This is a genomic window from Aequorivita sp. KMM 9714, from assembly GCF_011065475.1.
GTDB lineage: Bacteria > Bacteroidota > Bacteroidia > Flavobacteriales > Flavobacteriaceae > Aequorivita > Aequorivita sinensis.
In genome coordinates, this window is record NZ_JAAGRO010000007.1 from 40,223 (window position 1) to 58,913 (window position 18,691).

Sequence of the window (18,691 nt, forward strand, 5' to 3'; positions counted from 1 at the left end):
TTATGAAGAAGTTATTAATTATGAGTGTGGTTTTATTGACTGTTTCCGCCACTGCCCAACGCAATCCTTTTAAGAATTTAACCGAGAAAAACGGTAAAATAGGAATTGGCACTTCAAATCCAGACGAATTATTAACTGTAAAAGGAAAAATACACACCCAAGAGGTTTTAGTAGATTTGGATGGAGCGGTCGCACCTGATTATGTTTTTGAAAAATACTTTACAGGCACTTCTAGCTTGATGCCAGAATACAACTTAATTTCATTAGAGGAATTAGAATTGTATTTAAAAGAGAACAACCACTTGCCAAATATCCCATCGGCTAACACAATGAAAGCGGAAGGCATTTCGTTAAAAGAAATGAACTTGCTACTTCTTCAAAAAATTGAGGAATTAACACTGTACACACTTCAGCAGCAAAAAGAAATTGATGCTTTAAAAGAAAAAATTTCCGATAATAAATAAGTCGCTGTAATCTGTTGCAGTTTGCCGTAATTCAAATTACTTTTGTCTCTCGGCTTCAATGGGAAACCTTAAACACTTATTACTCTTAACGCTTAACATACAACTTAAAAATGTCCAACCACGTATTACAATTAAAAGATGCCGTAATTTATCAAGGAGATAATTTGGTGCTTTCAGACGTTACTGTTTCTGTAGATAAAGGTGAGTTTGTTTACCTAATCGGAAAAACTGGGACAGGAAAGAGTAGTTTTATGAAAACGCTTTACGGAGATCTACCGCTTAAGGAAGGTCAGGGAGATATTGTTGGATACGATTTGGCTACTTTAAAAGAAAAAGATATTCCATTTTTAAGAAGAAAGTTAGGGGTAGTTTTTCAAGACTTTAAGTTGTTAAACGACCGTACGGTAAACGCCAATTTGCATTTTGTACTTACAGCAACCGGCTGGAAGGATAAGGCTGCTATGGAAAATAGAATAAACGAAGTGCTTGACAAGGTAGGAATGAAAACCAAAGCTTTTAAATACCCATATCAGCTTTCTGGAGGAGAGCAGCAACGTATTGCAATTGCTCGAGCTCTATTAAACGACCCTGAATTAATTCTTGCCGATGAGCCTACGGGAAACTTAGACCCTCAAACGAGTGTTGAAGTGATGGAAGTTTTACGTGAAATAAACAAAAACGGAAACACTATTTTAATGGCAACTCACGATTATGCCTTACTACTAAAATACCCTTCAAAAACGCTAAAATGCGACGAAAATCAGATTTTTGAAGTTGTGCAGAAAACAGTATAAAAAAGTTGGTAGTCTTTAGTTGGTAGTAAAAGTCTTAGTTCTAAACGACGTTATACAAAACGTCAATTCAAATTCAATCCTTCATAATACTTGGATTGCGTAATTGAAGCTCACACTCTTTTTGTAGTGTTGGATCTATTTTTAGGTGGATTTTCCCTTTCACATTTGGCTTTAGCACAGTATTTTTTCCAATTGTAATTCCTTTTTTAGACGTTAGGTTTAAACTGGCATCGTCTTTAAAAGTTTGATTTTGCAGTATTACTTCAGCGTGAGAAGTGAGTTTAAAATCCCATCGATTAAAACTTTGGTTTTCAATTGTAACAGGGCCTTTTTCAGCAAACATATCAAATACCATTTTTACAGCCCGTCCAGTATGTAGCATCCCTGCTCCGTATTTTCCGGCAAAAGGTTTGTTAGCCTCAATATGATCGATATTAGTAGATGTCATCTTTAAAATACTTTCAACTTCTGTAACTGGTAAACAAGGGTAAAGCGAAAACATCAACCCTATAGTTCCTGAAACTAATGGCGCTGCAGGTGAAGTTGCTTCAATAGTAATATAAACAGGTTTTCCTTCTTTAATACTATGAGTAAAACGCAATTGCCCATTGGATGGCGCTAAAATATCCACATCCTTATTTAAAGTAGTTACTGAAACAGGGTAAGTGCTAACGGCTTGAGTAATGTCGTTATTTTTAAACCCTCCTGTTCTCCCTACATATCCACGAATGTTTTCGATATAAAATTTTTCATTATCGCTTTTTAAAATATTGTCTTCAATATTTTCATATTTATAATTTACTGAAGAAACTGAAATAACATTATCATAGGAAGCTGGAAAGTAACTCATTTCGCCTTTATTTCTTTCCCATCCACGATTCCCGGCAGCTGCAACTAGTATAGTGCCTCGCGCAAACATTTCATTTACCTCGTCTTGCACTTCTGGCGTGTTATAACTACCTACCCAACTACAATTAATAACTTTTGCCCCTGCTTTTGATAACTCTTGCAGTATTTCAAAAGTTCTAAATCTGCCATAAGTAGTGCCGTAGATAGCACAATCATAACAAACGCCTGGAATACCGTAACCGTTATCGCCTTGGGCTGCGGCTATCGCTGCTACCGAAGTACCATGACCATCAACATCGGGAGATTTGTGGAATATCGTCGTTTTATCTTTTAAATCTATATTAGTGGTATCAATCGCACCATCCGATATACCTATAACCGTTTTACTATCTCCTGTAGTGTAATACCAAGCTTCGGGCAATCCGAGAAAATCTAAATAATCAAGGTTAACGGCAAACCCCTCATTCCCTCCTATCGTACTTGTAAGCCCATAATCATTAGGTTCAAAAATTTTCTTTTGTTCGTCAGGAATTATTTCCCCTCTTTTAAATAAACCTCCAGAAGTTTGAAGTAGGTCTTCTAGTAAAAACGAATTGTCTGCAATTACAAAAAATGTTGCATTCAAATCTTCCTTTTTAGCTTTTCGATAGGTTTTTTTGAATTCAGAAATCTTATAGTTTTTGAGGACAGATTTCAACCTTGAATTGTTGCCGCTATATTTTAAATAATTCCCTTCTTTTACAAAGGGCACCTCAACGGTAGAATCTCTTGCAGTTAAATAAAACCAAGAATCACTCTGTGCTATGGAGGGTATGGAGATGATTAAACAAAATATAACTATCAGGTAATGTTTCATAGTTTAGCAAAATTAGTGACAAGATAAGAAGTTCGCTTGACTTTTGCCTTTAGTTACTTAATTTCTAAAAGTCTTTAGCGTATTTTAGCAAGTTGAAAAGCGATTAGCGAAATGATATCCATTTTAATACCTACATTCAATTGCAATATATTTCCATTAGTAAACACCTTGTATTTACAGTGCGAAAAGTCAAATATTGATTTTGAAATCTTGGTAATGGATGACGCTTCTACCGACAAGCAATATTTACAAGAAAACTTAAGAATTAATCTCTTAAGGAACTGCAAATTTCAAACTTTAGAGAAAAACATTGGACGCAGCGCAATACGCAATCTATTAGCTCAAAATGCAGCTGCTGAAAGTTTACTATTTCTAGATGCAGATGTGATGCCTTTGAGGCCTGACTTTATTGATGAATATATTTCGAAGTTAAATCTAGATGCAGAGATAATATGTGGGGGAATTACTTACGATGGAGTAAAACCTAAAAAAAACGAGAACCTCCGTTATATTTATGGTGTAAATAGAGAACAAAAATCTGTTTCTAAAAGACAAAATGAATCGCATTTTATAGTATCTGCTAATATTCTTATTTTAAAAAAATGCTTTTTAGAAATTAATACAATGCTGGATAACCTTTACGGAGATGATTTAGTGTTATCGAGTAACATTAAGAAAAAGCAGATAAAAGTTATACATATAGACAACCCTGTAATTCATTATGGATTAGAAGATAATGGCAAATTCATTAAGAAAGCACTACAAGCCGTTGAAACTATTGTTACACTTGAAAAGAAAGCGTTTTTAGAAAATGATATTATGCCAATTCAAAAAGCATTTATAAAACTTAATAAGTATCATTTAGTAAATAGCTTTAGTTTCATAGTTTCTAGGTTTAGAAAAACCATGGAGCGTAATTTCAATTCTGATAATCCAAATTTATTCTGGTTCGATCTTTATAGATTAAACTATTACATTCAACTTAAGAAAGAGCAAAATGCCTAGATTTTCTGTAATTATACCACTATATAACAAAGAAGAGGATTTTCCATCCACTCTAAAAAGCGTTATGAGTCAAACCTTCAAAGATTTTGAAGTGATAATAGTTAACGATGGCTCTACAGATAACAGTTTAGCAGTTGCAGAATCCATTAAAGATAGTCGCATAAAAATATATAGCAAAGAAAATGAAGGTCTAGCATCCACACGAAATTATGCAGTAGCAAAAGCCACTTCAGAAAATGTTGTATGGATAGATGCAGATGACTATTGGTTGCCTTGGCACTTAGAAAACATAGATGCTATTTTAGCTAAGTTCCCTGATGCTATGTGGTTTTCAACTGCTCACGAAGTAAAATACAACACCAAATTAAAAAGAAGAATAATCACTCCTTTTTCTGATATGACTGATGATTGGATTGGGCAGGTAAACTTTTTTGAATATAGCCTAGCCGATTCTGCAGCACATCCTTCAAGTGTCGGGTTTAAAAAGCGGTTTTTTCAGAGCCTTGGAGGTCATAATACCGATATAACTTTCTCTGAAGATACAGATTTATGGATAAGAGCTGCATTAAAAGCACCTTTGGCTTTTTCAAATAAAGTATCTACTGTTATAAATTTAGATTCGAACAATCGCCTTAATCACAGTAGCTTAAAATCACGAATTTACCCAGACTTCGATCTTTATGACAAAGAAGCAGAAACCAATCCGGCACTAAAGCAATATTTAAATGTACACAGATATTCTATTGCAATTCAGTATAAACTAGCAGGAGATAAAGCAAATTTTGAAAAGTATAAAAGCAAATTGATTTTGGAAGGATTAAACGCCAAACAAAAATTATTACTTTCCCTACCAAGGCAAGTTTTAATAAAGTCGAAAGCGTTTAAAGAGTTTTTACATCAATCTGGCTTCTATTTCAGTACTTATCGGTAAAATTTCTCAAATTCTGAATATTCACGGATGTAATCCGACTCTAAGAAAACATCTGAAGAAAACACCACACAAATCGCTCCTGAAGAGAAATCGCCAAGTTCACGCCAAATACCTGTAGGAATAAGCAATCCTTTATTAGGCTTGTTTAAAGTAACTGTTTTCTTATTTACTCCATCGTCCAGTATTACCTCAAAACTTCCGCTAACTGCTATTAGGAACTCTTGTTGTTCTTTGTGGGCATGTCCTCCTCTATGGGCGTCACTAGGAACATCATACAAATAATACACACGCTTAAAATCAAAAGGTAAGGTGTCTCCTTCTATAACCGCCAAATTTCCACGATGATCGGCAATTTTAGGAATATCTAACACCTGGCAATTATCAATTGTATTTTTCATTTGGTTTTGTTTTGTTGTAATCGGCTATACTTTTGAATCCAATTTTTATTTTATGAGGAATCTCCGACAGTGAAATATATTTTTTTCTATAGATAAAGAACACAAATTTGAACACCCAAATATAACTGAAAATTCCATAGTCATATGTTTTTATAGCCGCCTTAGCATACAGCAGTCTATCACTTTCTACATCATCACTAGAAGATAGTGGAGGATGTATGGTTATATATTCAGGATAAAAATATGGCGTTAATCCAAGCTTTTTTGCATCGGTAAGAAAAACAAAGTTTTCAGCATCTTCAAATTGTGCCCCTAGTCCAAATCGTTCATCAAAAAACAAATTTTTATTTAAGACCTCAGAAAGCTTAAATGATATTTCAATAGACAGTGTTTTCTGAGTTACAAACCTGTTGTGAACCATCCCTTTTTTAGGATACTTCCAATAATCTTTTCCTTGAGTAGTTAGCGTTTTAAACGTAATTATTGGGTTTGGATGTGTATTGTAAGCTTTTACAATTACCGCTGCAAAGCCTTTCATAAACACTACGTCATCATCTGTATTAAAACACAATGGCCCAATTGCATTTTGAATGGCTAGGTTTCTACTTTTTGAAAGTCCTTTTTCAAAAGAATTAATTACACGAATGTTTGGGTTACTAGATTCTAATATTGAGTTTTCATCCGTTTGATTAACAATCAACACTTTAAACCCTTCCATTCCAGATTCCGCAAACATAGCATTTAGAAAGTCCAAGGATGTTCGGTGCATGGTCGCCACCAAAATCTCCAAATCTGTGGTTTTATATGTATATTCGGGCATCAATTTTCGTTTAAGCAAATGTATCGAAAATGAAATCGAAATCGAAGTTGAAATCGAAATCGAAATAATAAATTAGAGAATATTACATACCGATGAAAGTTTTATTAATAGGTGAATATAGCCGACTGCACAATTCATTAAAAAAAGGATTAGAGGTTTTAGGACACGAAGTAACGCTTGTGGGTACTGGCGATATGTTTAAAAAATTTCCTGTAGATGAAAGCATTAGAGCAGAATGGCTAAGTGATAAAACTTTCCCTTTATTGTTTAGAAAAATATGGTTACGTCTCTTTAAAAAAGATCCCGCACAGTGGGAAATAGGCTATCGCTTTAAAAAATTACTGCCGAAACTTAAAGATTATGATGTTGTTCAACTCATAAATTCGCATAGTATTGGCACCTATCCTGAATCTGAAATAAAGCTTCTAAAAACACTATTTTCACAGAATGGAAAGGTGTTTTTAATGGGTTGTGGCGATGATTATCCGGTTATAAAATCATATCTAGACGGTAGTATGCGCTACCATATGCTTACGCCCTATTTAGAGCCAAATTCAAAAATGAAGGCAGATTTTGCCTTAAAATACCTTACCGAACCCTACAAAGAACTGTTTCACTTTGTATATAAAAATGCAAAAGCTGTTATTCCAAGCGATATGGATTATGTGATTCCCTGGCGAGGTTGGGACAAGGTTGCAGCACTTATTCCGAATCCAATTATAATTTCAGAAGAATATACTCCCATTAAAATTGAAAACAGAAAAATTAGAATCCTGTTTGGAATAAACACAATGAACTATGAGAAGAAGGGATATCGATTTTTTGATGAAGCATTAGATATAATCGAAGAGAAATATCCTGATCTAGTTGAAATTAAACGCACCAAAAACTTGCCGTTTAGCCAATATGTAAAAGAATTAGAGCATTGTGATATTTTAATGGACAATGTTTACGCTTACGATCAGGGTTATAATGCCCTGGAAGCTATGTCTCGTGGTAAAGTAGTGTTTGGAGGAGCCGAAAAAGAATTTATGGAGCATTTTAAGCTTAAGGAAAGAGTAGCCATAAATGCACTACCCGATGCTAAAAAAATTGCTGAAGAACTTGAATATCTAGTTTTAAATCCTGACAAAATTGAAAGCATTGGGTTTAATGCAAGGAAGTTTATTGAAAAAGAACATGATTATGTAGAAGTGGCAAAAGCGTATTTTAATACTTGGAATCAGTTTATTGAATAATCAAGTATTTTTCTAATAATGCAGATTCACCTTCCCAATCTCTAGTAATATTTTTCCTTAGTAATTTTGCGGGAATACCACCAATTATAATGTTTTCACCGAAACCTGAATAATCTTTATTGCAAAGCGTATTAGAAGCTATTGTGCAGTTAGCAGGAGTTATAGTCTTTTGCATTATAGTAACTCTATTACTTATAAAGTTATAATCACCAAGTTTAATATTTCCATTCATTGGATAACGTTCTCCCGTTTGAGTATTTATCATTTGATGGAAATTAGTATCAATCAATTGTGATTCTGAACCTATTCGAGCATAATTTCCTAATACAATACTATTCTTACATATTAGCCTTCCATTAGAAGCTAATGATGCCATATGCCCAAATTCACAATAAGCATTATTATCTATGAAAACAAAATAATCTTTGCCAAATTGAATATGACCTTTAACTACAAAAGTTCCTTTTAGATTAAGCTCTGAAATTCCTTTATATTTAGTATTCATTTCATACGGTTGACCAAAGCCAATCATAGCTCTTTTGATAGGAGCTTCAATTTTAATTTCTCCAGTTATAGAGGAAAATTTCACAGGGCCATAGAAGAACACAGGAAGTTTTTTCGCGATAGGATAAGGAAATTTTTTATAGTTAAAATAGTAAGTCTTTATCCAATTAACAGAAATAAAAAATCTGAAATCCGTTCGAAGTTTTCGGTATATTTTTTTTAATGATTCAATCATCGGTTTCGTTTAAAAATCTTACTAATCAATTCTTTTATATCCATTTTCTTATCCAATTGTATATAAGAAAATACAACAGATAACAACGACAATACTAATAGCGATGAATATCTAAGATACGGATTTTCAATATAAGTTAATGCGTAGGACAAGCCACAAATCAAAACACATATATTAAAAATTGTGTAAAATCCTTCTTCAAAATAAAAGTTATAACGTATTTTAGTAATAACTCTAATTGCTATAAAGTGGATTATATAATACACTAGAAAACTAATTCCAAGACCTTCTAATCCGCCGTAATAATACCCTAAAACATTCATTGTTAAAAGTAGCACATTAAAACCAATTGCCGTTTTTAAAAAAAGTCGTGAATCGCCTTTTGCGATTAATATATAGCCCATAGAGAAAGAAACAGCTTTAAAAATCATTCCCAAAATCCCCCAACGCACCATTTCTATAATTGGCGTAAACTCTTTGGTATAGAGCAAAACTATAATTAATGGAGCTACAGTTAAAAACACAACCACTATAGGTGTAATCAGTAAAATTGCTATAAAAGCTTGCTCGAAAACAGTTTTACGAATAGCTTCTATTTTATCAGCAATGGCAGAAAGTCTAGGAAAATAATCTGTTTCCATTGCAGTAAAAATTAATCCTACATAAGAATTTAAGATTACAAAGCCTGCATTGTATAAACCAACCTCTTGTACGCCCCCTGTTTGGCTGATAAATACTTGAATAATATAAGCAACCAACAAACCTATCACACTACTTATACTTAGCATCACTCCCAATCTTATCATTGGTTTCCCCTCAGTAAACGCTTCCTTATTGGTAAGCTCAATCTTTTCTATGTTTTCAGTTTGCGAATAATAATAGGTAAAAATAAATGCTACGAGTGACGAAATAATAATCGCCGGCACTATTGCGTCAATTCTATAAAAATAATATAGTGGCAGTGTGATAAGTAATGCAACCAAATTACCGTATAAGTTTGCTTTAGCGAGTTTTTTCAACTTTCGAAGCCCTTGTAATACCGCTAACTGCCCACTTGAAAGTTGCTTAAAAAGCAAGGCTAAAGAAATCATTATAAATGAAAGTGTGTATTCCCGACTTTCAAATGCAAACTCACTCAACCAAGGTGAACCAATAATCATAACCAAAGATCCTAAAATGGCTGTGAACCAAATCAGTCGTCTTAAAATATGTATTGTTCGGGGAGTCTTTTCTGGATGTTCGTTATTATTAAACGAAATATCTTTTACGGCACTCCTATCTAAACCGAAATTGGTAATTCCGTTTACTAACCCCAAGGTAGATGTAAACAGTGCAGCAATCCCATAACCTGTTGGACCAATCCACAATGCAATGAACTTAGACCGGACGATTGAAACCAAAATATTAAATACCTGGACACCTCCAAAAAGTGAGGTGGCTTTCATTACTTGTCTATATGAGTTTTTTGGGTCTATCATTTTAGATAAAGTAGATACTACTTACTATTTTATGCTACAGAATCTTTTTTGGTCGAGTTATTATTATTTTTAAAATATCTGAAAACCAAGTAGGAAACCAGGAGAAAATAGAGTACATATCTCAAAAAGTGAGCAATTACAACTCCTTCAACTCCGTAAATTTCAACAAAATAATATGAAAAGCCGTAAAAAAGAGAGAGCGATATTATTTCAGAAAAAATAAAGTTGCGCACCATTTTTTTTGCAAGAAATTGATATCCTAGGACCAAAGCTGCTAAACGAACAAAATCACCTAAAAGTTGCCATTTAAACAATGGAGACATTGCGTAAAAATCAGGATAGATAATTTGTATTACATAATCACGTAAAAAATAGACCAGCAACATTCCCACTCCAAACAGCGGCATCAATGTTTTATAAATATTTGCAAGCTCTACCTTAAAATCTGTTTTAGTGTAAATCCCTGCAAACTTTGGTAATACATAGAGCGAAAATATAGCACTTGAAAACACCATATAATTTTTAGAAATATTGGTCATCGCTGTCCAAATCCCGGCATCTACTTCTGATAATCGGTTAGTCACCATAACACGAATATCTAATTCTACATAATTTAGTAGTACAGTAGAAAAAAATGACATTAATGAAAAAGCCAATAAGCTTTTTGCCATTGGTATTTTGAATGATAATTTAGAAAACTGAACGTACTCCCTAAGGATGCTAGTCATAATAAAAAGCAAGGCTAACAACTGTACTACTGGAGTTATGGCTATAGCTATAAGTGCTCCATCGAGGTTATGAATAAGTAGTAGTGCAACGGTTAAAGCTGAACTAAGTATATAGCTTATAATCTCGATTTTAGCCAACACTTTATACCTCGAAAGCCCATTAATAACAGCTTTAAATATGCGATACATCGCTATAAACGGAACAACTACCGCTAATAACTTGATTAGGTATTCGTATTTTAATGAATCGAAAATAGTTTCACTTAAATAACCTGCACCAAAAAAAAGTACAGCTGCGACTGTAAATACTCCAATAATAGTAAAAACTAGGGTAGTTGAAAATAATTTCTGAAGTTGGTCTTTATCATCTTTATATTCTGCTACATATTTTACAACGCCAGTAAAAACACCAACCGAGGTAAAAGAACCAAGCATTTCTAATAGATTGCGAAGAGATCCTATTTTAGCAACCCCAGCTTCGCCTACCATTTCGGCTAGCAGACGTTGAATAAAGAGGGAAATAAATAAACGTATACCAATAACCCCTGCATTCAAAGAGGTCATCTTCAACAATAAATTCCTCTTTATAAAACCTGGAATCTTCAACTAGTATGCGTTTAAAGTTTTTATAATCTTTTCCACATCAGCATCAGTCATTATCGGACTTATTGGAATACTTATCACTTCGTCATGAATCTTTTCAGTATTTGGAAAACTCAAATGTGAATATTCTGAAAGGGCTTCTTGCTTATGGGGTGGAATTGGGTAATGTATTAAATGACCAATTCCATTTCTATCCAAGTAATCTATAAATCCGTTTCTATTATCAACGCGAACAACAAACAAGTGAAAAATATGACTATCACTTCCGTCGTATTTTGGAAGGACTATCTTTTTATTGCTAATTTCAGCTGTATATTTTTTCGCAATCGTTCTTCTGCGTTCATTATCATCGTCTAAGTAAGGTAACTTACAATTCAAAAAAGCGGCTTGAAGCTCGTCAAGTCGAGAATTGAACCCTGAAATTTCATTTACATATTTAGTGGTAGCGCCATAATTACGAAGTTTAGTAATTACTTCGGCTAAGGCATCGTCGTTCGTGGTAACCGCTCCCCCATCGCCTAAAGCGCCGAGATTTTTGGTTGGGTAAAAACTAAACCCCGCAGCATCCCCAAGATTCCCAGCTCGCTTTCCATTATTTGCTATTGCCCCATGGGCTTGGGCAGCATCTTCAATTACCAAAAGATTGTTTTCTTTAGCAATCGTTAAAATTTCATCCATAGCTGAAATCTGCCCGTAAAGATGCACAGGCATAATTGCTTTTGTGGTACCTGAAATTGAATTTTGTAAGGAAATTAAATCAAAATTGTAAGTGTCTAAATCTGCTTCTACAAGTACAGGTTTTAATCCCGCTTGCTTAATGGCGAGTATCGTGGCTATATATGTATTGGAGGCTACTAGCACCTCATCGTTCTCTTTTAGCTTCCCAAGAACCTTGTACCCTTCTAAAATCAATCGTAAGGCATCCAATCCATTTCCTACACCCACACAATGATTTGTACCACAATAGCGCGCAAAATTGGCTTCAAAGAGCTTTACTTGGCTTCCCAAAATATAATAGCCTGAATCTAAAAACCTTTGAAAGCTATTCTGAAAGGCTGTTTCAAAGCGTTGATTTATACCTTTTAAATCTAAAAATGGAATCATACAAAAATGGATTCTAAGTTTTTATAGTTTGAAGTTTTCACTTTATAAAAAGACTGCGCGATACTTCTACCGCCAAAACATTCTTTCCAATAAAGTAAGCCTTCGTTAATATTTTTTCCTTGATTTTCGTTGGAAGCTCCAAAGTCAAAATACAACTTTTTAGCAAAGCGCTCTCGCAACAAGTATTCAAATAAAAAATCCAGAGTGCCCAGTTGTTGTTTATCCTGATTAGCCGAAATATATTGCGCGTGTGCAACTGTATCTGTTTCAAAGATAGTTGCACCGCCAACAATTACAGTATCTTTATAAACATTAAATTGCTTAATGTTTTTAGGAAAAGAATTAGCTAATAATTTAATTTCCGCCAAACTATGAACAGGCGAAGCTCCGTGTTTCTGTGAGAGGTTTGGAATAAGGATTTGATTCCAAAACGCTTCAAAATCATCAGTCTCTTCAATTTTAAGATTTTGGTTAATTCCTTTTTTAACCCCTTCCATTCTATTAGAGGCAATTTTAATCGGGTTTCTATTATCAATTACACAAAGTAAATCTACGCGGTAAGGCTTTGCTTCCACAATATTTAACAACCAATCTAATTCGTCTGAAGGCACCCGATGATATATTCTAGGCGTTTGCTTTATTGAAACCTCAACAATCTCCGCTTCATACAAATACTTTAAAATACTTTTGAAAATAAGAGCCGTCTCTTTAAATTTAACCGAAGTCTTGAGAATTATTCCGCCGTAACTTAGCCCTTGATGCGAGTAAACTTTGTTTTCTATCACATTGGCAGGGAATACGCCTACTACTTTGTTTTTCTTGTAAACAATAAGCGAATGGTCTTCAAAACGATCGGAATGATAGTCCATAAAATCTCTATGGAATAGAAATGTGCCGTTTTTTGAAGACATCACAAAGTTATTCCACAAAGCTTTATCTTCAGGCGCATATTTTTTTACTGTAAAAGTACTAGTGTCCAATGATTTTGCTTTTAAAAATGACATTTTACATTATCCTGTAAAACTAAAATTTATTTTTAGTTTTACAGTTCTATAAATAACATATTAAAACCTCCAATTAATTGAAATATTCTTTAAAGTTTACAAAAGTTTCAAAAAAGGATATTTTATGGCTATTACTATATATTGGCGTTTTTATATATTTTATCTTTCAACCTCCAATATATTCGCCAGACACTGGAAGCTATTGGCATCTGGATGTATTTCGATACCCCATCTACCCGCTGTTTTTAAGAGGATTCGAATTTATTTTTGGCAATAATTATTGGACTGCCGTTGTGGCTTTTCAATTACTATTCGTTTTAGGTTCTATTCAAGTTTTCTTTAAAAACATTTCAAATTTACTGAAACTAAACTTTGTATTGGAGTTGCTATTATTTGCAATACTATTATTTCCGATATTTCCTCCCTTACTTACCGCAAACAACTTAGCTTCCGAAGGACTTTCGTACCCGCTATATTTATTATTAATATCCTTCGCAATAGACTTTCTATTTAGAGAGAAGACAAAAAGAATTTATTTTTTTTCAGCCGTCTTTATTGCTTTAGCACTAACTCGCGGGCAGTTTGTAATTATCGTTCCAATTATTGTTTTCCTCTTACTTCTGAAACACAAGAAAAACATTTTCAGAAAATCGCATTTAAAATATTTGCTGTTGCTTATCCTACTACCTATAATAACCAACACCCTAGACGCCACTTATAGAAAAGCAGTTCATAAACATTTTATTACTACACCCTTTACCTTTACAAATGCTCTTACGCTTCCTCTGTATATTTCAGAGAAAAAAGACAGTTCACTTTTTGAAAACCCAGCCCATAAAGCTATCTTTCTTAAAACGTATAAACGCATAGATAGTTTAGGGTTATTGAGCTCCAAAGTTGAAGGGGATTATAGCGCAAAATATCAAGTTTTTCACGATAACTTTCCTTATATATGCAATCAAAGTTTTCACAATATAGGGAGGGAATATTACAAAGATGAAAACGATCCCTTTAAAAGCGCTATAGATACAGAAATTGCTGCGAAACAAATGTTTCCGGTACTCTTAAAAGCACATTTTAAAGATTATATTTCGCTTTATTACACCAGTGTAATGCACGGCTTTTATTCGGTATTTATTTTTATTTTCTTTGTTATTATCTGTATTTACAGCGGCTTAAAATGTTTGAAAAAATTTAATTTAGAAAACGGTTTACTGTTTTTTGGAAGTCTTTTAATATTATCTAATGCATTAATTGTAGCTGTGGCAGTTCATACAATTATGAGGTATGTATTCTATAATTTTGCAATGGCATTTATTATTATAGTATTACTCTCTAAAAAATTAACCTACACAAGATGAATATAGAACTAAGCATAGTAATGCCGTGTCTGAACGAAGCTGAAACACTTGCAGTTTGTATAAATAAAGCGCAATCGTTTTTTGAACGCGAAAATATTAGCGGGGAAGTAATTATTGCGGATAATGGCAGTACCGATGGTTCTCAAGAAATTGCAACCGACTTAAACGCAACGGTGGTTAATGTGCCTCAAAAAGGGTATGGAAGCGCCTTACGCGGAGGCATTGAAGCTGCAAATGGAAAGTATGTAATTATGGGTGATGCTGATGACAGTTACGACTTTAGCAACCTAATGCCTTATGTGATTAAACTTCGTGAAGGGTATGATTTAGTAATGGGTAACCGTTTTAAAGGTGGTATTAAAAAAGGAGCTATGCCTTTTCTTCATAAATACTTAGGGAATCCTGTGCTCTCATTTATTGGAAGGCTATTCTTTAAAAGTAAAATTGGAGATTTTCATTGTGGTCTGCGTGGGTTTAGTAAAGAAGCCTATTACAAAATGGAGCTTAAAACTACGGGAATGGAGTTTGCCAGTGAAATGATTGTAAAATCCAGCCTTAAAGACTTAAAAATTACTGAGGTTAACACCATTCTCTCTCCAGATGGACGCTCCCGCCCTCCACATTTAAATACTTGGCGAGATGGATGGAGACATTTACGGTTTTTAGTGCTTTACAGTCCTAATTGGCTCTTTTTAATCCCAGGATTGTTACTTTTTATCTTTGGGATTATAACTTCTAGCTTTTTACTGTTTGAAACGGTAAGTATAGGCTCAGTTAATTTTGGAGTTCATACACTTCTCTTCACTTCAGGTTTTATATTGATTGGCTTTCAATTTATTCTTTTTTATGGCCTTACTAAAGTGTTTACGGTAGAAAATGAATTACTCCCAAAATCGAATAAATATGATAAACTCTTTAAATTAATCAATTTAGAGAAAGGTTTGATTGTTGGGGCTATACTAGTGATAATTGGCATAATACTAAGCTTTTCTGCCTATTTTGATTGGCAAGCAATAAATTTTGGAGATATAGAAAACACTTCTACCCTCCGAAGCGTTATCCCCGCAATTACCCTAATGCTATTAGGCGTGCAAGTGATTTTGTTTAGCTTATTTTTCAGCATCCTAGGATTAAAAAAATAATAGCTTTTCTTAAATGCTTGTTGTAATAATTTAAATACTCTAGAGCTTCTAAAAAGGTAAAGTAATAGTTTCTGGTTTGATGAATTCTTTAGAATACGGATTTTCTAAAAAACTTAGCGGTGGCTTCTGAAACTTAAGAATATCTTCTCGCTCTATACCATAAACACTCCAATAATTAGAAAGCAACTGTGCAAAAATGTTTTCATCCCAGAATCCAAAAATTGGTTTTTCGGCAGTACCTTCTATTGGAAGCGCTTCAATAGTAATCCCATTTTCGCCGCTTTCAATATTAAACTCAGGTTTGTACTGTAGAATATAGTCTGAATAGTGGAAACGTGCATATAACTCTTCAAACTGAATAGGATGCAATACGTTTCCTTTCATTTTATCTAGAATATCTTTTTGACTTTCACCAATAATACCAGCGTCTTGCAAACAAGCAATAAATCCGAAGCCATTTACACCAAACGAGAACATCAAGTTAATAGCATCATCGCGATAGCTAAAAATATCTGCTGAATATTTAAGCGGGAAAATTGCAATACTCCAAGGCTTTTTTCCAACAAATGAAACAGGCTCGATAATAGATTGAAGCATTAAGTGAAATTGTCCAAAGCGTTCTCTTAAGGCTAGCGAGAGTTTAAAATCTTCGCCTAAGCGTAATAGCCTATCTCTTTCATATAGCATTTCGTAATAAAGTAGGCCATACACCATTCTACCCGACCATTGGAAAATAAGCTCCTCGTCGAGCGCTGCCATTCCTTCATAGCCATCTTTGTATGCTTCTTGAATTTTAAGGTCTAATTCATCAAAAGCTTTTTTCACTTTAGGCGAACACGGTAATTCCAAATCGGCATACGTATAAGACTTGGTTTTATCCATCATCTCAATCTTTTCATCTCCAAACTTAAAATGATCCATTAACCACTGAGGGAAAACCGACATTTTTTCATTTGTTAAATCTCCAGTAAGAAAACAAAAGTGTTCGTCAAAAATTAATTCTAAGTAAGGATTAAAAAGCATTTCGGCCATAAAAGTTCGGGAATTAATCTTAAGATATTTTTTTTTGCAAATATAGCCATTAGCTTACATTAGGTCTGATGCATTTGCAAAAAGATTGTTCCAAAAAAAAGACGTAAGACTTGAATTTAGTTTAAAAACTAAAATCAATTGTCTTACGTCCTCTATAAAAAGGTTATTTACCTTTAATTATATTTTGTTTCTCTTACGATCAACCTCTTTTAAGTGAATTTTACGAATTCTCAAGTGGTTTGGAGTAACCTCAACGTATTCATCTTTTTGAATGTACTCTAAAGCTTCTTCTAATGAAAACTTAATTGCAGGAACAATCTTCGCTTTATCATCAGCTCCAGAAGAACGTACGTTCGAAAGTTTTTTAGTTTTAGTGATGTTAACTGTCATATCATCTTGACGAGAGTTTTCGCCAATTACCTGCCCTTCGTAAATATCTTCACCTGGATCTACAAAAAACTTACCTCTATCTTGTAACTTATCTATAGAATAAGGGATAGCTGTTCCTGTTTCCATAGAAACTAAAGATCCGTTTTGTCTTTCTGGAATTCCACCTTTTAACGGTTGGTATTCTAGAAAACGGTGCGTCATAATTGCTTCACCTGCTGTTGCTGTAAGTAATTGGTTACGCAAACCAATAATACCACGAGATGGAATAACGAATTTACAAACCATACGGTCTCCTTTTCCTTCCATACTCAGCATTTCCCCTTTACGAATGGTCACCATATTAATAGCGGTTCCACTTACGGTTTCAGGTAAATCGATAGTCATTTCTTCAACTGGCTCACATTTTACACCGTCAATTTCTTTAACGATAACTTGTGGTTGTCCAATTTGAAGTTCATAACCTTCACGACGCATTGTTTCAATTAAAACTGAAAGGTGCAAAACGCCACGGCCAAAAACCATAAACTTATCTGCACTATCCGTCGGCTGCATACGCAACGCAAGGTTTTTCTCTAATTCTTTTTCAAGTCTTTCCTTAATGTGGCGCGATGTAACGAATTTTCCATCTTTTCCAAAGAAAGGTGAATCGTTAATAGTGAAAAGCATACTCATGGTAGGCTCATCAATCGCTATTGTTTGTAGTGCTTCAGGATTTTCTGCATCGGCAATAGTATCACCAATTTCGAAACCTTCAAGACCTACTAAAGCACAGATATCTCCAGGTTGTACTTCCGTAACTTTCTTACGGCCCATCCCTTCAAAAGTGTGGATTTCTTTAATTTTCGACTTTACAATTGAGCCATCTCGCTTCACTAAGGCTACTTGTAAACCTTCTTTCAATACACCTCTTTGTAAACGACCAATTGCAATTCTTCCAGTAAATGAAGAAAAGTCTAAAGATGTAATCAACATTTGTAGCGATCCCTCTTCAGCTTTAAAAGAAGGTACGTGTTCTAAAACCATATCTAATAATGGTTCAAGAGAATCGGTTGGTTTTTGCCAATCTGTACTCATCCAGTTCTGTTTTGCCGAACCATATACAGTAGGGAAATCAAGTTGCCATTCTTCAGCACCTAATTCGAACATTAAGTCGAAAATAGATTCGTGTACCTCATCTGGAGTACAGTTATCTTTATCTACTTTATTTACAACCACACAAGGCTTTAAACCTAGATCGATAGCTTTTTGTAATACAAATCGAGTTTGTGGCATTGGACCTTCAAAAGCATCTACTAAAAGTAATACTCCGTCGGCCATATTCAATACTCTTTCTACTTCACCACCAAAATCGGCGTGACCAGGAGTATCGATAATATTTATTTTTGTGTCTTTATAAACTACAGAAACGTTTTTTGATGTAATAGTAATTCCTCTTTCACGTTCAAGGTCATTGTTATCTAAGATAAGCTCACCAGACTGTTCGTTTTCACGGAAAAGACTACAGTGGTGCATAATTTTATCAACCAGGGTAGTTTTACCGTGGTCAACGTGGGCAATAATGGCGATGTTTTTAATTTTCATAAACTTCCTCCTTTTTTTTGGAGGGTGCAAAAGTAGTGTTTATAAGTGGATTAGAAACAAAAGTTAACATTTTATTTTTAATTGAGCAAACAAGTTAATTTTCAATTATTAACATCAAATAATATATGCATTATATCAGAAGTGTAAAATAACTATCTTTACAGTGTTAAAAAT

At 34.0% G+C, this 18,691-nt stretch carries 17 protein-coding genes; 7 read left to right on the top strand and 10 right to left on the bottom strand.

What is annotated here, in order from left to right; all coding sequences use genetic code 11:
- Nucleotides 1–2 precede the first annotated feature (2 nt).
- Both G3A46_RS13055 and G3A46_RS13060 read left to right on the top strand, forming a co-directional pair.
- Nucleotides 3–464: a hypothetical protein gene (locus G3A46_RS13055; RefSeq protein WP_165150439.1), complete on the top strand. Its 462-nt coding sequence runs from the start codon at nt 3–5 to the stop codon at nt 462–464.
- Between the two features lie 110 nt (nt 465–574).
- Nucleotides 575–1,258, top strand: coding sequence for an ATP-binding cassette domain-containing protein (locus tag G3A46_RS13060; protein WP_139856241.1), 684 nt, complete (start codon nt 575–577; stop codon nt 1,256–1,258).
- Between the two features lie 73 nt (nt 1,259–1,331).
- On the opposite strand, the gene G3A46_RS13065 is transcribed toward G3A46_RS13060, so the two are convergent.
- Entirely contained in the window at nt 1,332–2,963 is a 1,632-nt protein-coding gene (locus G3A46_RS13065) for a S8/S53 family peptidase (RefSeq protein WP_165150440.1), read from the bottom strand.
- A 111-nt stretch (nt 2,964–3,074) separates the two neighbouring features.
- Here G3A46_RS13065 and G3A46_RS13070 point away from each other — a divergent pair, with 111 nt between their 5' ends.
- Together G3A46_RS13070 and G3A46_RS13075 are read left to right on the top strand one after the other, a co-directional pair.
- Nucleotides 3,075–3,968: a glycosyltransferase family 2 protein gene (locus tag G3A46_RS13070; RefSeq protein WP_165150441.1), complete on the top strand. Its 894-nt coding sequence runs from the start codon at nt 3,075–3,077 to the stop codon at nt 3,966–3,968.
- Nucleotides 3,961–4,899 (top strand): glycosyltransferase family 2 protein, encoded by a 939-nt coding sequence (locus tag G3A46_RS13075; protein ID WP_165150442.1) that lies wholly within the window; start codon nt 3,961–3,963, stop codon nt 4,897–4,899. Before G3A46_RS13070 ends, G3A46_RS13075 begins: the two co-directional genes overlap by 8 nt.
- Here the strand turns inward: G3A46_RS13075 and G3A46_RS13080 are convergent.
- A complete protein-coding gene (locus G3A46_RS13080) occupies nt 4,890–5,297 on the bottom strand; it encodes an FdtA/QdtA family cupin domain-containing protein (protein WP_165150443.1) in 408 nt (135 codons plus the stop codon). The two genes, G3A46_RS13075 and G3A46_RS13080, sit on opposite strands and share 10 nt — an antisense overlap.
- Nucleotides 5,281–6,117, bottom strand: a complete 837-nt coding sequence (locus G3A46_RS13085; protein WP_165150444.1) for a glycosyltransferase family A protein — start codon at nt 6,115–6,117, stop codon at nt 5,281–5,283. Before G3A46_RS13085 ends, G3A46_RS13080 begins: the two co-directional genes overlap by 17 nt.
- A gap of 92 nt (nt 6,118–6,209) precedes the next feature.
- Here G3A46_RS13085 and G3A46_RS13090 point away from each other — a divergent pair, with 92 nt between their 5' ends.
- Nucleotides 6,210–7,355: a glycosyltransferase gene (locus G3A46_RS13090; protein ID WP_165150445.1), complete on the top strand. Its 1,146-nt coding sequence runs from the start codon at nt 6,210–6,212 to the stop codon at nt 7,353–7,355.
- On the opposite strand, the gene G3A46_RS13095 is transcribed toward G3A46_RS13090, so the two are convergent.
- From G3A46_RS13095 to G3A46_RS13115, 5 genes are read right to left on the bottom strand one after another with little or no spacing between them, the layout of a single operon-like run.
- Entirely contained in the window at nt 7,345–8,094 is a 750-nt protein-coding gene (locus G3A46_RS13095; RefSeq protein WP_165150446.1) for a transferase, read from the bottom strand. The two genes, G3A46_RS13090 and G3A46_RS13095, sit on opposite strands and share 11 nt — an antisense overlap.
- Nucleotides 8,091–9,572: an O-antigen translocase gene (locus G3A46_RS13100; protein ID WP_165150448.1), complete on the bottom strand. Its 1,482-nt coding sequence runs from the start codon at nt 9,570–9,572 to the stop codon at nt 8,091–8,093. The genes G3A46_RS13095 and G3A46_RS13100 overlap by 4 nt, the downstream gene beginning before the upstream one ends.
- 29 nt (nt 9,573–9,601) lie before the next feature.
- Nucleotides 9,602–10,906: an O-antigen translocase gene (locus tag G3A46_RS13105; protein ID WP_165150450.1), complete on the bottom strand. Its 1,305-nt coding sequence runs from the start codon at nt 10,904–10,906 to the stop codon at nt 9,602–9,604.
- A complete protein-coding gene (locus G3A46_RS13110) occupies nt 10,907–12,007 on the bottom strand; it encodes a DegT/DnrJ/EryC1/StrS family aminotransferase (protein ID WP_165150452.1) in 1,101 nt (366 codons plus the stop codon). It abuts the gene before it with no gap.
- The gene (locus G3A46_RS13115; RefSeq protein ID WP_165150454.1) at nt 12,004–13,011 is read right to left on the bottom strand and encodes a GNAT family N-acetyltransferase; all 1,008 of its coding nucleotides are present in this window, start codon (nt 13,009–13,011) and stop codon (nt 12,004–12,006) included. Before G3A46_RS13115 ends, G3A46_RS13110 begins: the two co-directional genes overlap by 4 nt.
- A gap of 77 nt (nt 13,012–13,088) precedes the next feature.
- Here G3A46_RS13115 and G3A46_RS13120 point away from each other — a divergent pair, with 77 nt between their 5' ends.
- A complete protein-coding gene (locus G3A46_RS13120) occupies nt 13,089–14,372 on the top strand; it encodes a glycosyltransferase family 39 protein (protein WP_165150456.1) in 1,284 nt (427 codons plus the stop codon).
- The gene (locus tag G3A46_RS13125) at nt 14,369–15,514 is read left to right on the top strand and encodes a glycosyltransferase family 2 protein (protein WP_165150458.1); all 1,146 of its coding nucleotides are present in this window, start codon (nt 14,369–14,371) and stop codon (nt 15,512–15,514) included. The genes G3A46_RS13120 and G3A46_RS13125 overlap by 4 nt, the downstream gene beginning before the upstream one ends.
- A 48-nt stretch (nt 15,515–15,562) precedes the next feature.
- Here G3A46_RS13125 and G3A46_RS13130 read toward each other — a convergent pair whose 3' ends face one another.
- Both G3A46_RS13130 and typA read right to left on the bottom strand, forming a co-directional pair.
- Nucleotides 15,563–16,546, bottom strand: a complete 984-nt coding sequence (locus tag G3A46_RS13130; RefSeq protein ID WP_165150460.1) for a hypothetical protein — start codon at nt 16,544–16,546, stop codon at nt 15,563–15,565.
- 177 nt (nt 16,547–16,723) lie between these two features.
- Nucleotides 16,724–18,517, bottom strand: coding sequence for a translational GTPase TypA (gene typA, locus G3A46_RS13135; protein WP_165150462.1), 1,794 nt, complete (start codon nt 18,515–18,517; stop codon nt 16,724–16,726).
- Nucleotides 18,518–18,691 lie beyond the last annotated feature (174 nt).